General features: G+C 75.1%; 10 protein-coding genes and 1 pseudogene. 6 read left to right on the top strand and 5 right to left on the bottom strand.

Translation table 11 applies throughout. The annotated features are described in order from the left end of the window. A complete protein-coding gene (locus tag ACFO0B_RS06150) occupies positions 1–3204 on the top strand; it encodes a beta-phosphoglucomutase family hydrolase (RefSeq protein ID WP_378611313.1) in 3204 nt (1067 codons plus the stop codon). A gap of 341 nt (positions 3205–3545) precedes the next feature. Beyond that, on the top strand, positions 3546–4544 hold the full coding sequence (locus ACFO0B_RS06145; protein ID WP_378611388.1) for a GAF domain-containing protein: 999 nt from the start codon (positions 3546–3548) through the stop codon (positions 4542–4544). A gap of 35 nt (positions 4545–4579) precedes the next feature. On the opposite strand, the pseudogene ACFO0B_RS06140 reads toward ACFO0B_RS06145, so the two are convergent. The 4 genes and pseudogenes from ACFO0B_RS06140 to ACFO0B_RS06125 all read right to left on the bottom strand — a co-directional run. Beyond that, positions 4580–4819: pseudogene (locus ACFO0B_RS06140) on the bottom strand (universal stress protein); the annotation flags it as partial. A 26-nt stretch (positions 4820–4845) separates the two neighbouring features. After that, entirely contained in the window at positions 4846–6219 is a 1374-nt protein-coding gene (locus ACFO0B_RS06135) for a wax ester/triacylglycerol synthase family O-acyltransferase (protein WP_378611312.1), read from the bottom strand. Then, positions 6216–6734 carry a DUF4389 domain-containing protein gene (locus tag ACFO0B_RS06130; RefSeq protein ID WP_378611311.1) on the bottom strand — a complete coding sequence of 173 codons (519 nt, stop codon included), beginning with the start codon at positions 6732–6734 and terminating at the stop codon, positions 6216–6218. The genes ACFO0B_RS06135 and ACFO0B_RS06130 overlap by 4 nt, the downstream gene beginning before the upstream one ends. Before the next feature lie 96 nt (positions 6735–6830). Next, on the bottom strand, positions 6831–7172 hold the full coding sequence (locus ACFO0B_RS06125) for a spore germination protein GerW family protein (protein ID WP_378611310.1): 342 nt from the start codon (positions 7170–7172) through the stop codon (positions 6831–6833). Between the two features lie 104 nt (positions 7173–7276). Between ACFO0B_RS06125 and ACFO0B_RS06120 the strand changes: the two genes are divergently transcribed. After that, entirely contained in the window at positions 7277–7972 is a 696-nt protein-coding gene (locus ACFO0B_RS06120; protein WP_378611309.1) for a hypothetical protein, read from the top strand. A gap of 167 nt (positions 7973–8139) precedes the next feature. Here the strand turns inward: ACFO0B_RS06120 and ACFO0B_RS06115 are convergent, their stop codons facing one another. Further along, positions 8140–9327 (bottom strand): sigma 54 modulation/S30EA ribosomal C-terminal domain-containing protein, encoded by a 1188-nt coding sequence (locus ACFO0B_RS06115; RefSeq protein WP_378611308.1) that lies wholly within the window; start codon positions 9325–9327, stop codon positions 8140–8142. A 200-nt stretch (positions 9328–9527) separates the two neighbouring features. On the opposite strand from ACFO0B_RS06115, the gene ACFO0B_RS06110 reads away from it, so the two are divergent. The 3 genes from ACFO0B_RS06110 to ACFO0B_RS06100 all read left to right on the top strand — a co-directional run bounded on the left by ACFO0B_RS06110 (position 9528) and on the right by ACFO0B_RS06100 (position 14681). After that, on the top strand, positions 9528–11024 hold the full coding sequence (locus ACFO0B_RS06110) for a bifunctional aminoglycoside phosphotransferase/ATP-binding protein (protein ID WP_378611307.1): 1497 nt from the start codon (positions 9528–9530) through the stop codon (positions 11022–11024). Positions 11025–11094: 70 nt separating this feature from the next. Continuing rightward, positions 11095–11679: a GAF domain-containing protein gene (locus ACFO0B_RS06105; RefSeq protein ID WP_378611306.1), complete on the top strand. Its 585-nt coding sequence runs from the start codon at positions 11095–11097 to the stop codon at positions 11677–11679. Between the two features lie 671 nt (positions 11680–12350). Then, positions 12351–14681: a heavy metal translocating P-type ATPase gene (locus ACFO0B_RS06100; protein WP_378611305.1), complete on the top strand. Its 2331-nt coding sequence runs from the start codon at positions 12351–12353 to the stop codon at positions 14679–14681. The last annotated feature ends 38 nt before the right edge of the window (positions 14682–14719 follow it).

Raw genomic sequence — 14719 nt, 5'->3', positions numbered from 1 at the left:
ATGCGGCTGCGCAACCTGCCCGGCCCGGCCGGGCGCACCGCCGACGACCACGGTGCGGTGATCTTCGACCTGGACGGCGTGGTCACCGACACCGCGGCGGTGCACGCCGCGGCATGGAAGGCGCTCTTCGACGAGGTCCTGCCCGCGCTCGGCGACACCGGGCCCGGGTTCGACCCCGACCGGGACTACCGCGCCACGGTCGACGGCCGCAGCCGCGAGGACGGGGTTCGGGAGTTCCTGCGCTCGCGCGGGATCACCCTGCCCGAGGGCAGCCCCGGCGACGGCCCGCGGCAGCGCACCGTCGCCGGACTGTCCCGGCGCAAGCAGGAGCTGTTCGCCGAGGAGCTCGCGCGGGTCGGGGTCCGGGTCTTTCCCGACGCCGCCGAGCTGCTCACCCGGCTGCGCGCCGCCGGGGTCCCGGCCGCGCTGGTGACGGCGAGCCGCAACAGCGTCGCGGTGCTGCGCACCGCCGGGCTCGAGGACCTGTTCACCGTGCGGGTCGACGGCACCGACGCCCTGCGCGCCGGGCTGCCGGGTAAACCCGATCCCGCGCTGTTCCTCGAGGCGGCGCGGCGGCTGCGGCTTCCGCCGGTCGACATCGTCGTGATCGAGGACGCCGCCGCGGGCGTCCGTGCCGCGGTCGCTGGCGAATTCGGGCTGGTGGCCGGGGTCGACCGCCGTGGCGGCGACGCCGCGCTCGCCGCCGCGGGCGCCGGTGTCGTGGTGACCGACCTCGGCGCGCTCGGCCTCACCGGCCCGGCCGGTGAGCGGCCGCGTGTACCGCGCTGGGGCGCCGGTGCCGCCTTGGCGCGCCCCGGCGGCTGGAACCTGGTCTACGACGACTTCGTGCCCGCCGCCGAGGGCACCAGGGAAGCTCTGTGCACCACCGGAAACGGCTACTGGGCCAGCCGCGGCTCGATCCCGGGCACGGTGTGCGACGCCGTGCACTACCCCGGCACCTACCTCGCCGGGGTCTACAACCGGTGCACCTCGGATCTGGGTGATCGCGTGGTGCAGACCGAGCACCTGGTCAACACGCCGGACTGGACGATGCTGACCGTGCGCCCGGCCGGCGGACCCGTGCTGCGGCCGGGCACCCCGGCGTGCCGATCCCACCACCGCGACCTGGACCTGCGCGCCGGCATCCTCACCACGGTCGACCGCTACCGCGACGACGCCGGCCGCGAGACGCGGGTGATCACCCGCAGGTTGCACTCGATGACCGACCTCCACCTGGCCGCCATGGAAGTCACCGTCGAGGCGGAGAACTGGCTCGGCACGCTGGAGATCCGGGCGGCGGTGACCACCGCGGTCGGCAACCGCAATGTCGCCGACGATCGCGCGCTGCGCCCGGATCATCTACTGCCCGGCACCTTTCGCGAACTCGACGCGCACACCGTCCTGGTCGAGACCGCGACCGCGCAGTCCGGGATCGCGCTCGCGCTCGCGGTCGGGACCCGGGTGCTCGGCCCGGTGCGCGGGCACCGGTTCACGCCCGGCGCGACCGGCCCCGGCCACGACTACACCGTGCCGGTCGCCCCCGGGCAGCCGGTGACGGTGCGGCGGATCGCCGCCGTCGCCACCGGCCGGGACAGGGCGATCTCCACCCCGGCGCTCGACGTCGCCGAAAGAATCGGCCGGGCACCGGACTTCGCGGACCTGGTCGCCGACCACACCGACGCCTGGGCGCGGCTGTGGGATCGTTTCGGCATCCGGCTGGTCGATGGCAGCACTGATCAGCTGGCGCTGAACCTGCACGTCTTCCACGTCCTGCAGTCGGTCGCGGGGGCCGGGCCGGACAGCGACGCCGGCGTGCCTGCCCGCGGCCTGCACGGCGAGGCCTACCGCGGCCACATCTTCTGGGACGAGCTCTTCGTCTACCCGATGCTCACCCTGCGCAGCCCCGAGCTGACCCGCGCACTGCTCACCTACCGGTACCGGCGCCTGGACCGGGCGCGCGCCGCTGCCCGCACCGCCGGGCTACGCGGCGCGCTGTTCCCGTGGCAGAGCGGCAGCGACGGCCGCGAGGAGACGCCGACCGAGCTGTTCAATCCGCGGACCGGGCAGTGGATGGCCGACAACTCCTTCCGGCAGCGTCACGTCGGGCTGGCGCTGGCCTACAGCGTGTGGCAGTACTACCGGGCCACCGGCGACACCGGTTTCCTGATCGACCGCGGCGCCGAGATCGTGATCGAGGTGGCGCGGCTGTTCGCCGCCATGGCCACCCCGGACCCGGAGAGCGGCCGCTTCGACATCCACGGCGTGATGGGGCCCGACGAGTACCACGACGGCTACCCGGACGCGCCCGGACGCGGCGTCCGCAACAACAGCTACACCAACGTCCTGGCCTCCTGGGTGCTCACCCGCGCCGTCGAGGTGGCCGAGCTGCTCGACGGCGCCGACTGCGAGCCGCTGCGGCGGCGGCTGCGCCTGGACCCGGACGAGCCGACGCACTGGGATCACATCGGCCGCAGGCTCCGGGTGCCCTTCCACGCCGACGGCGTCATCTCCCAGTTCGACGGCTACGAGGAGCTCGACGAATTCGACTGGGACGCCTACCGATTACGCTACGGCAACATCGAGCGGCTGGACCTGATCCTGAACGCCGAGGGCGACAGCACCAACCGCTACAAGCTCTCCAAGCAGGCCGACGTGCTCATGCTGTTCTACCTGTTCTCCGCCGAGGAGCTGCGCGAGGTCTTCGAACGGCTCGGCTACGATCTGCCCGGCGAACTCATCCCCCGCACCGTCGCCTATTACCTGGCGCGCACCAGCCACGGCTCCACTCTGAGCAGGCTCACCCACGCCTGGGTACTCGCCCGCACCGACCGGGCCGCCTCGTGGCAGCTGTTCACCCGGGCACTCGCCGCCGACCTCGACGACACCCAGGGCGGCACCACCCGCGAGGGGGTCCACCTCGGCGCCATGGCAGGCACCGCGGACATGGTGCTGCGCTGCTACGCCGGGGTCGAGACCCGCCTCGATCTGCTGCGGCTGCACCCGGTGCTCCCGGCCGAGCTGCGCGAGGCGTCGTTCACCCTCACCTACCGGGGCCAGCCGATCACCGTCACCCTCGGCCACACCCGGGTCCTGGTGCGGCTGCACCCGAGCCGGGCCGCGCCGATCCGGGTGTGCGTCGAGGACGCCGAGCGCGTGCTCGGGCCCGGCCGGAGCTGGGAGGTCCCGCTGGCCGGCGGGTCCTGACCGGGGACCAACGCCCCTCCGGCAGGGGCGTTCCGCCCGTGGCCGCCGCTCCCGGCCCACCGCGGACACGGCGGGGAGCTCGTGCTCGCATTCCACGACGATGTCGCAGCCGGTCACGATCCCGACCGGGGAGCCGTCGCAGACGGCGACGCGCCGATATCGTTGCCCCATCCGCTCGGCCGCCACGGCCATCGCGTCGCGGATTCCGCTGTGCACCACGTCGGTGCACAGCCCGCGCAAGGCGCGTGGAAGCGCTGCCGAAGATCCGTTTCCGATACTGGTCTTCCGGCGACGGAGGGAGCGGATTCCTGTGCGAATCGGACCGAGCGAGGGCGGTGCGCATGCGAGACCTCGGTGACGCGCTCTCCCGGCTCGGCCTCGGCCGCCTGCTGGGCGACCTCGATGCCCGCGTCGCCCAGCTGGCCGTCGAGCAGGAGCGGCTCGCCCGGCTGGTCGATGCCAAGACCCTGGTCGGCGCGCCGATCGAGCCGGTGGACACACACCGGACCGTGCTGCGGCTCGCGGTCGACCTCGCCGAAGCGCGCTACGGACTGCTCGGCATCCCCCGGCTCCGTTCTCCCGCGACCGGCGAGCCCGGGATCACCCTCTACGAGAGCCGCGACGGCGGGCCCGTCACCTCACGGCGGGCCGCGCGGGCGGGCCACGCCGCACTCGGCGCCCTGTTGCGCGCCGACCCGGACAGCGATGCCGTCGACGACCCGGATCCGCAGTCCGCGATCCTCACCGTCCGGCTCCGGGCCGGGGGCCACACACTCGGCTGCCTGTCTCTCGGCGAGCCGGCCGCGCACTCCCGCTTCACCCGCGATGACGTGCTCATCACCAGGGCATTCGCGGCCACCGCGGCGGTGGCGGTGCAGCGCGTGCATCTCGGCGAGGTCGCGGGTCACCGCGCCCGGCGTCTGGCCGCCGAAGCCGAGTTCGGCCTCGACCTCGCCGCGCGCGTCGACCCGGCCACCCTGCTCGAGCTCGTGGCCGGGCGTGCGCGCGAGCTCACCGCGGCCCGCGGTGCCTGGATCGGCCGCAGCGACGGGGCATCCGGGCAGCACCGCACCGACCTGACCGTGCTCACCACGGCGGGGCGCACCGGACGTGCCGTGCGCGGCCGCAGGCTCCGCCTCCCCGGATTCCGCGGGGCCAGGACTCTTCCGGTGGACGGCTCCGGGCGCGCCCTGCTGCTCCCGGTGCCGGCAGCCGGGCCCGCCGTCGGCGTGCTGGCCGTCATCGCCCCCGGTGAGCACCGGCTCGCGGATTCCGGTGCCAGGGCCGCCCTGGACACGCTGGCCGCGCAGGCAGCGGTCGCGCTGTCGCTGCCCCGGTGACCGAGGGCTCGCAGCCGGTCCGCCGGCATCTCCGCGGCCGCCTCGGTGCGCACCACGAGATCGTCCTCGGGCACCGTCGACCGGGCGGTGGCCGCGGCCTGGTCGAGGCCGCGCCGCGCCTCCTCGACCAGGAGTTCGGCGTCCAGCGCCGCCGGGTCGGTGCCGTAGGCGAGCGAGGCGGTCACCAGGTGCAGCGGCAGCCTGCGCAGCGCCGCCTCGGCGGCGGCCCAGGCGACCGCGCGCAGGGCGTGCGCCGAACCGTCGACCCCGACCACGATCGGCCACGTCCCGGCCCCCGCGCTCACGGCCGCGCTCCGGCGTCGGCTCGCGCGGGCTCGGTGGCGGGCAGCGGCACCGGCTGCTCCATCCGGCGCGGCGCCCAGGCGGCCGCACTGCGCAGATGACCGATCGCGGCCTCGATGTTGTCGGCGAGCACGTCCAGGTCGGGCACGCTGTCATGGTCGGCCAGCACCCCGAAACTCAGCGTCCCGCCGTAGCTGAGTACCGCCACCCCGACCCGCAGCCGCATGGCGATGGGCGGGACGGCCACGATGTCGAGCACCGTCCGCCCGGCGAACCGCAACGTCCCGGCCGGGCCGAACACATCGGTCACCAGCCCCGCGACGCCGCGCTGCGGGTACCGGCACAGCAGCCGGGCGGCCGGTGCGACCGCGGCGAACGGCAGCCGCTCGGTCCAGCGGATGAGGCTGCCGACGCCGCCGACCTCGCCGCTGGCCTTGTGCGCCCTGGTCTCGCCGCGGATCCACGCCAGCTGCTCGACCGCGGGCGCGGTGCCGACCGGCAGGCGGGGCAGCATCACCGAGACCCGATTGCCCAGGTCCTCGCCGGTGCCGCGCACCGACACCGGCGCCAGGATCCGAACCCGGTCGGCACGCTCACCGCGCTCGTCCAGCAGCGCGCCGAGCCCCGCGGCGACCGCGGCCAGCGCGACATCGTTGACCGTCGCGTCGAAGGCCGCGCCGATATCGCGGACATCGGCCAGCGGCACCCGGACCGCGCGGTAGCGGCGCTGCCGCCCGATCCGCCCGTTCAGCGAGGTGCCCGAGCCGGGGCCGAGCACCGGGAGCAGCACCGGCAGCGCGTGCGCCACCGCGCCCACCGCGGTGCGCGGGAGCCGCAGCGCGTCACGCAGCAGCCGGAACGGGGCGATCCCGGCCGCTTGCACCGGGCGGTGCTCGACGGCGGGCGGGTCGTCGCAGAACGAACGCAGCAGCTCGACCCCGGAGAGCCCGTCGACCATGCTGTGATGGGCCAGCAGGATCAACACCCACTGCGCGCTGCCCGGGCATTCCACCACGTGGCAGCGCCACAGCGGGTGGTCGCGGTCGATCCGCTCGGCGGCGACGGCGGCGACCAGCTCCTCGAGGCTCGCCCGGTCGCCGGGCGCGGGCAGCGCGTGCCGGCGCAGGTGGTGGTCGAGGTCGAACTGCTCGTCCGGAACCCATTGCGGAGCAACCAGATCCGCGAGCGTGCGGTGCAACCGCTGGCGCAGCCGCGGGTGCGCGCGGATCCGGGCGGCGACCTGATCGGCGAACTCGGCCCGCGACGGCGGTGCGCCCTCGATGGTGGCGACCACGCCGATCCCGGTGCCGACGCGCTGGTCGACATCCTCGAGCAGCAGGAAGACCGAGTCCAGCGGCGTCAGCGTGCTCACGACGCCGGCTCCGTGACCGGGGCCGCCTCCGGCGCCCGTGCGGTCTTCTCCCGCGGCCCCTGTTCGAGCCGGAACGGCGGGTACTCGTCGCGCATCAGCGCCACGTAGGCCAGCACCCGGTACATCCAGCGGGCGATGCCGAGCAGGAAGTCGAACAGCCCGCGCGGCCGCTCGGGGTAGTCGACGTCGAAATCGGCCGGATAGTCGGTGCGCGCCAGGGTGAACGGCGGATAGCGGTCGGTGCCGAGCACCGCGTAGGTGTAGAACTGCACCCGCCAGTTCCAGCGGATGACCCCGACATCGAAGTCGAACAGCGCACGCGGGTAGCGCCCGGTGAACAGGATCGCGAATCCGGCCACCACGGTCAGCACCACGAAGGCGATCCAGAGGAAGAACAGCACCACGTAGTGCGGGATGGCCAGGAGCCATTTCACCAGCCACAGCCAGCGCGACAGCGGCTCGTCCAGCTCACCGCGCAGACGGACGGGGTAGGGGGTCTTCTCGGTGCTGTTCATGGTTCTGCTCCTGGTCGGACGGTATGCGGCGACTGTCGCACCGGCGGTCCGCGCGGCGCAGGGGCCGAACGGCCCGCGCCGCGAGGACCCCGGTGATCACCCGGCGTGCGCGCAGCCGCGCCCGGCCATCCGCACCCCGGCCAGCAGCGCGGCGATCGCCACCGCGCCGACCACCACCATCAGCCGGTTCACGTCGACCGCGGGCTGCCAGTGCACCTTGCCATCCCGGATCACCAGGGCGCCCACCGGTTTCCCGCCGATGCCGAAGCCGCTGCCGGAGCCCTCTCCTTCCTCGCCGGTGCTGCCTCCGGCGCCGCCGCCACCGCCCACCGCGGCGGCGGAGATCACCGTGGTCCCGTCGCGCTCCACCGGTTCGGCGAACACCCGCCGCACCGTGATCGCGTCCTGCGTGTTCGCCAGGATTTCCTCGGCCTTCATGTCGGTTCTCCTCACTTCGACGGCCGCGAGCGCGGCCTTCCCGATCAGCGTCGAGGTCGGGGGGCGCGGTGGCGAGAGGCCATCGGCCCCCGTACCCGCGCAGGATGGGGACCACCGACCCGGCCGTCGTGCCCTTCACCGCCGGGCCGCCCGGACTCAGGCTGAAGGCCATGGATCGAGATTCCGCCCCCACCCGGCTGCACCCGCAGGGCCCCATGCCACCCGGCACCGCGCTGGCCGCCCTGGCGCGCTGCGCCGCACGCGTTTTGAACCTGCTGGCCCACAACCGCATCCGACTACCCCGCGAGCACGTCGGGATGGAGCTGAGCTTCGCCGACGGCACGCGCACGTGGGTCTTCCGGGAGACCCGGATCGAGCTCGCCGCCCCGCCGCGGCCACCGTGCGTGCTGGTGGTGCGGTTCCGGCTGCGGGCGGTGCACGGCCGCGGGCACGCCCTGTTCCGTCGCGAAAGCCTGCTCAACACCATCCTGTTCGCCGGATTCCCCGGCCTGGTGACCAAGCTGTGGCTCGCCCACGACGGCAACGGCGTCTACCGCGGGCTCTACGAATGGGACGACCCGCAGCGGGCCCAGGACTACGCGCGCGCCCTGTGGTGGGTGCTCGCCCTGGTCAGCGAGCCGGGCACGATCGGCTACCACGTCATACCGGACACCACGCGCAACGCGCTGTTCGAGCGCATCGGCACCGGCACCGCGGACCGGGAATGGTGGCGGGTCACCCGCGTCACCCCGGCCTCGGCGCCCGCGACCACCCAGGCGCCGCGCCGCGAACTCGGCTGAGCGCCGGAGTCCCGCCCGGCCGCGACCGCACACCGGGGCGCCGCCGCGACCGACACCTCCGGACCACCTTCCGGCACCGCGGCGCCCTCCTCGACGGCGACCACCGTCCTGGTCGTCACATCGGCGACTCGCAGATGTCGCATGGGGTGCTCCTCGGGTCGGGTCGGCTATGCGGCGGGCGTGATCAGCCCGTAGTGGCCGTCGTAGCGGTGGTAGAGCACGCAGCCCCGCCCCAGGGTGCGGTCGCGGAAGAACACGAACGGCCGATCGGCCGGCTCCAGCCGCAGCGCCGCCTCGGCCACGCTCAGCACCGGGGCGGGCTCCGGGGCGATCGAACAGCCGGGCAGGTCAGCGAGCACCGCGCCGGGCCGCGGATCGACCTGCGCGAGCCGGTGGCCGCCGTCGCCGGTGCGGTACAGGACGCTGTCCACGCCGCTGCCCGCCTCGACGAACAGCTCGAACTCGTAGTCCATCGCCTCCAGGTCGAAGGCGGCCTCCGCGCAACTCTGCGTGGCCGGCGTGAACGCCTTGTGCCGCATCACCTCTCGCTCGTGCACGGGGCGGGGGAAGTACGGCAGCCACGGCCGCGGCGGATCACCGTGCCGCCATTCGTGCTCGGTCACCGCGCCGCGCCCGGCCGGTGCGCGCCGCGCGAGCCGGGCCAGCCGCGCCTTCAGCCGCGCCGCGAGCAGATCGACGGCCTCCGCGGTGGTCGCCGCCCCGGCCTGGACCCGCACCGGCCGATCGCCGATGTCGGCATTGGCCTGGGCGAGGACCCGCTCCGCCACAGCCCGGTCACCGTGGCCGGTCAGGCGCACCCTGGCCCCGCGCACCGGGCCGGGAGCCCGCCGCAGCACGTGCCCGATCCGGGTGCGCGCGTAGTCCGCGCCCGCTGCCGAGACGTACCTGCCGGTAGACACCCGGACCGGGACGGGCTCCTCGTCCCCGGCGTGCTCGGGCGGCGCCGCGGCGGGCACGGCCCCCGACTGTGCACCGGCCAACCCGAGCGCGGGCCGCCCCTCGGCGATCGCGTGCCGCAGGCAGGCCCTGGACAGCATCGCGGCCCCGCAGCCACAGCCGGCCGGGACCGGATCCTCACCCGCTGTCTCGATGCCGAGCAGGTCGAGGTACTCCGTCTCGGGTTCCGGAGCGACGGCGTCGTGGCGGCCGTGCGCGCGCCCGGTGAGCACCGAGCGGATCACAGCCCCGAAGGGGGTGTGCAGCACCGCGGCCACCCGGTGGTTGCGGGGACACCGCACCTCGAGCAGGCGGGCGGCGTCGGGGCCTGCGGAGTCCATGGCGTAGCGGGCGATCCGTCGCCGCTCCGAGGAAGAGAGTCGCGTGGTTTCGGGCATGTCAGCACGATCGCCCGCGCCGGTGCCGCCCGGCAGTGGCCGAAGGCATCCGATCCGGAGGCCGATCGGCTCTCGCCGCCGGGGACCGGCCCTGGCCGAACGCCGCCGCGTTCGGGCCGTTCGGCTCTGGGGCCGCCGCGCGGCGCGCGCCAGACTCTGGTGCGGAGCCGCGCCCAGCCCGCCCGCGAGAGGAGAACCCGGTGCCCGATCTCACCGCCCTGCGCTCCGCGCCGGCCGAAGCCCCTGCCGGAGAGCCGTTCTCGGCCGTCCACGAGACCCACACCGGGGTGGTCGTGCTCTGCGGTGCCCGCGCCTACAAGGCCAAGAAGCCCGTCGTCACCGATTTCCTCGACTTCGGCACCGCGGAGCGGCGCCGCGCGGCGTGCCTGCGCGAACTGGAGCTGAACCGGCGCCTCGCCCCGGACGTCTACCTCGGGACGGCGACACTGACCGACCCGGACGGGGGCCCGGACGAAACGCTGGTGGTCATGCGGCGGATGCCCGAGCGCCTGCGGCTCTCGGCCGTGCTCGACGACCCCGCCCGGCCGCCCAGCCCGCTGCCCGCGCTGGCGGGCATGCTGGCCCGCTTCCACGCGACCGCCCGGCGCAGGGCGGAGATCGACCGCGCCGGGACCCCGGAGCGGCTGCGTGCCCGATGGCGCGCGCTGCTCGACCCGCTGGCGGCCCGCTCGGACGCGGTGCTCGATCCCGCCGCCGTCGCGCGGCTCGATGCCGCCGCGATGCGGTTCCTGGACGGCCGCGCCCCGCTGTTCACCGAGCGGATCGCGGCCGGGCGCGTCGTCGACGGGCACGGCGACCTGCTGGCCCAGGACATCTTCGTGCTGCCGGACGGGATCCGAATCCTGGACTGCCTCGACTTCGACGACCGGCTGCGCTTCGTCGACGCCCTGGACGATGTCGCCTTCCTGGCCATGGACCTGGAGTTCCGCGGCCATCCCGGCCTGGCCGCCGCGTTCCTCGACGACTACGCCCACGCCGCCGGCGATCCCGCGCCGCCCTCGCTGCGCCACCACTACATCGCCTACCGGGCCACCGTGCGCGCCAAGACCGACCTCATCCGGCACGACCAGGGCGACGACACCGCCGCGGCCCGCGCCCGCCGCCACCTCGGGCTCGCCCTGGACCACCTCGACCGCGCGACGGTCCGGCTGATCCTGGTCGGCGGGTTGCCGGGAACCGGAAAGTCGACGCTGGCAGCATCTCTCGCGCGGGAGACCGGTGCGGCGGTGTTCTCCAGCGACCACACCCGCGCGCGGCTGCGGGCCGCCGGGGCCATCACCGGAGCGGCCGGGAGCTACGGGGCGGGCGCCTACTCCCCCGCCGCGAAGGAGGCCGTGTACACCGCGCTGCTCGCGGCCGCCCGCGAACGGCTCGAACGCGGCGAGCCGGTGATCCTCGATGCCGCCTGGACCGATCGGAACCAGCGCGAGCGCGCCGCCGCGCTCGCCGCCGCCACCCACAGCGACCTCGTGACGCTGCGCTGCACCTGCCCGCGCGAGCTGGCCGATCAGCGCATCCGCGCCAGGACCGGGGGATTCTCCGAAGCCACCCCCGCCATCGCGGCCGCGCTGGCCGCGGACGAGACACCGTGGCCGGATGCGGTGCCGGTCGACACCGCGGGGCCGATCCAGGCCTCGCTGACCCTTGCCCGGCGCGCGTTCGCGGGTGCGCCCTGACCATCACCGAAGCCCGGCCGCGCGCCTCGACCCACCGGCTCCGGTCACCACACCACACGAGGGGGATGCGATGCACGACGAGGTGATGGTCCGGCAGTGGCTGTCCCACCGCGCCGATCGGCGGTGCACCACGGCCATCGACATGCTGCTGCGGACCATGACGGAAGATCTGGCCGTCGCCGTCGGGGAGGCGGTGACCGTGCGCGAGCTCTCCGCGGACGGCCTGCTGCTGACTCCGCTCGCCGCACATCACGTCGACCCCGAACGCGGGCGGGCGATGGCCACCATGATGCAGGCCACCGTCGACAAGGCCGATCGCGGACTGTGGGGGCCGGTGATCGAGCAGCGGCGCCCGGTGCGCTGGTGGATGCGGCCCGGTGACGCCCCGGCCGAGGCGTCACCGCAGCAGGCGACGTTCCTCGCACACAATCCGATCAGGGCGATCCTCGGCGTTCCGCTGCTCTGGGACGAACTCGTGCTGGGCGGGCTCTCGATCGTGCGCTACAGCGTCGACCGCCCGTTCGACGGCGGTGACGAGGCCCTCGCCGTCGCCGCGGCCGAGCGCATCGCGCTGACCCTGCACTACCGGCGCACGATGCGCGAGCTGAATTCCCGCCGCCCGCCGCCGCCACCTTCTTCCACTCCGCACCCCTGACGCCGCCCGCGGGTCTGCCCGGAGAGCCCGTCCATTGGTCCTTGCCGATCGAGGCCGGACGGCTCTGCCGTCGGTCCGCCGAGACGGCGAAGCCGGGTCCCGTGACGAGCTCCCCGGCCCCCGACGCGGAAGTCGCGCGCCTGGCCGGCCCCGCTGTCGTTCGCGACCGGATCCCGTCGCCGCACACCCCGAGAGCGCGGGCCGGGTAGTGCCAGGAGTCGTGCAGGTCGGAACCGGCCCCGGGTGCGCGAACCGGCCGGGCGGTCGACGAACACCGCGGGCAGTCCGAGCCGGTCCAGCCGGGCGGCGCAGACGCCGTGCAGAGCCCGGCGATCGCCGCCACCGCTGGTGCCGGCGCGCCGCCGCGGTCGATCCCGCCGGGTAGGCCGGAGGCGCGGGACATCCCGGGCGGTGACCTAGTTCCCTGGCGGCGCCGCGCGCCCGGCTGCTGGACTTCGGGGACGAACCTTCCGGCATCGCGATCCAGGTGGCGCTGCTCGCCGCGGTGGTCCTGCTCGCCCGCGTCGACTGGACCCGCTACCTGCCCCGCGCGAGCGGTCACGACGGCTGAGCAGGGGCCGAAGGCCCTCGGCCGGGAGGACTGTGGCCCTGTGCCGCGCCCGGCGGATGCGCTGTGCTGGCGGTAGATCCGTTACCGGAGGGAGCACGGCATGGCCGAGACACACCCGACAGCGCGGTGGTGGCGGGCGGAACCGATGCTGCTGGCGCTCACCGCGGCGGGGTTGCTGCTCGGGCTGGCGCTGTGGCCGCTCGGGCTGCGCGCGGCGGCGACCGGCTGCTGGCTGGCGGTCACCGTGATCGCGCTCGTGCCCGCGGTGTGGTGGATGGTCGCCGCCCTGCGGCGCGGGCAGGCCGGGGTCGACCTGATCGCGGTGCTCGCGCTCGCCGGCACCGCGCTGGTGCACGAGTATCTGGCGGGCGCGCTGATCGCGGTGATGCTGACCGGTGGCCGCGCGCTGGACGCCGCCGCGCGGCGGCGTGCCACCAGGGACCTGCGGGCCCTGCTCGAGCGGGCACCGCGCACCGCGCGCCGCCGCGCGGGCGACGGGGTCGTCGTCGTCCCGGTGGACGAGGTCGTGCCCGACGACGTGCTGGTGGTCGCCCCCGGCGAGACGGTGCCGGTCGACGGGCGGCTCCTCGATACCGGCGCCGTCCTGGACGAATCGGCGCTGACCGGCGAACCGCTGCAGGTCGAGCGGGCGGCGGGTGAACCGGTGCGCAGCGGAGTGGTCAACGCGGGCGGCTCGTTCCTGATCCGGGCCGGCGCGACCGCGGCCGCGAGCACCTACGCCGGGATCGTGCGCCTGGCCCGCGAGGCCGGGGCGGAGAACGCCCCGGTGGTGCGGCTGGCCGACCGCTACGCGGCCTGGTTCCTGCCGGTGACCCTGATCGTGGCCACCGTGGCGGGGCTGGCCGCCGGCTCGTTCACCCGAGCGGTGGCGGTGCTCGTGGTCGCCACCCCGTGCCCGCTGCTGCTGGCCGCCCCGGTGGCGATCGTGTCGGGACTCTCGCGCGCCTCCCGGCTCGGCGTGGTGATCCGCGGCGGCGGCGCCCTGGAGAACCTCGGCCGGGCACGAACACTGATGATGGACAAGACCGGAACCCTCACCGCGGGCGCGCCCGCGGTGGTCGATGTGGTGGCGGCGCCCGGGCGCGATACCGCCGATGTGCTGCGGCTGGCGGCCTCGGTCGAGAAGCTCTCCCCGCACGTGCTCGCCGCCGCGATCGTCACCGAGGCACTCGCCCGCGGCCTGCCGCTCGTACTGCCGACCGGAATCACCGAGAGCCCCGGGTCGGGGGTATCCGGTGAGGTCGGCAGTCACCGGGTCCAGGTCGGCAAACGTCCGGTCACACAATCGGTTCCGGCCTGGGCGCGCGCGGTGGAGGCACGGGCCAGGCTCGACACGGCGGCGATCGCCTGGATCGTGATCGACGACGAGCCGGCCGGCGCGGTGCTGCTGCACGATCCGCTGCGCAGGCAGGCGCCGCGCACCATGCGCCGGCTGCGCGACGCGGGTATCGACCGGCTGGTCATGCTCACCGGTGACCGCTGGGAACCCGCCCGCGAGGTCGCCGCGGTGCTCGGGCTCGACGAGGTGCGGGCCGAGCAGAGCCCGGCGGACAAGGTCACCGCGGTCCGCGCCGAACGCGAGCGCGCGGTCACGGTCATGGTCGGCGACGGGGTGAACGACGCCCCGGCGCTGGCCGCGGCCACCGTGGGGGTCGCCATGGGGGCGCGCGGCTCCAGCGCGTCCTCCGAGGCCGCCGACATCGTGCTGACCACCGACCGCCTCGACCGGCTCGCCGACGCCATGGATACCGCCCGCTGGGCGCGCCGCATCGCGGTTCAGAGCGCGGTGGCGGGAATGGCGCTGTCGCTGCTGGCCATGATCGCCGCCGCCGCCGGGCTGCTGCCGCCCGCACCCGGCGCCCTGCTCCAGGAGGGCATCGACGTCGCGGTGATCCTCAACGCGCTGCGCGCACTGCGCGGCGACCCCGCCGGGCGGCATCCGATGGCCGATACCACCCGGCGGCTGCTCGATCGCTTCCGAGCCGAGCACGACAGCCTGCGCGAGCTGCTCGCGCTGCTGCGCACCGCCGCCGACCGGCTCGCCGCCGATGACCCCGCCGCCCTGGCCGCGATCGAGCGGGCCCACACCTTCCTCGTCGGCGACCTGCTGCCGCACGAGCGGGCCGAGGAGCAGCTCCTCTACCCCGCGCTCGCCGCCCCGCTCGGCGGCCCGGAGGCCACCGCCACCATGAGCCGCGCGCACGCCGAGATCCAGCGCCTGAGCGCGCGCATCGGCGCGCACCTGGACCGCGCGCACGCCGAGGGCACGCTCGCCGGAGACCAGACCGACGACCTGCTGGCCTGCCTGTACGGGCTGCACACCCTGCTGCGGCTGCACTTCCTGCAGGAGGAGGAGAACTACTTCACGCTGGGGGCCGCCGCGCCGGTCGCTGCGGCCGAGCGGCGATGACAGCGGCCGCGCACGCGATACCCGCGGGCCGCGAAGTC

Source organism: Nocardia jiangsuensis (assembly GCF_042650385.1).
Classification (GTDB): Bacteria; Actinomycetota; Actinomycetes; order Mycobacteriales; family Mycobacteriaceae; genus Nocardia; species Nocardia jiangsuensis.
This window is presented reverse-complemented; position numbering and strand designations above follow the sequence as displayed.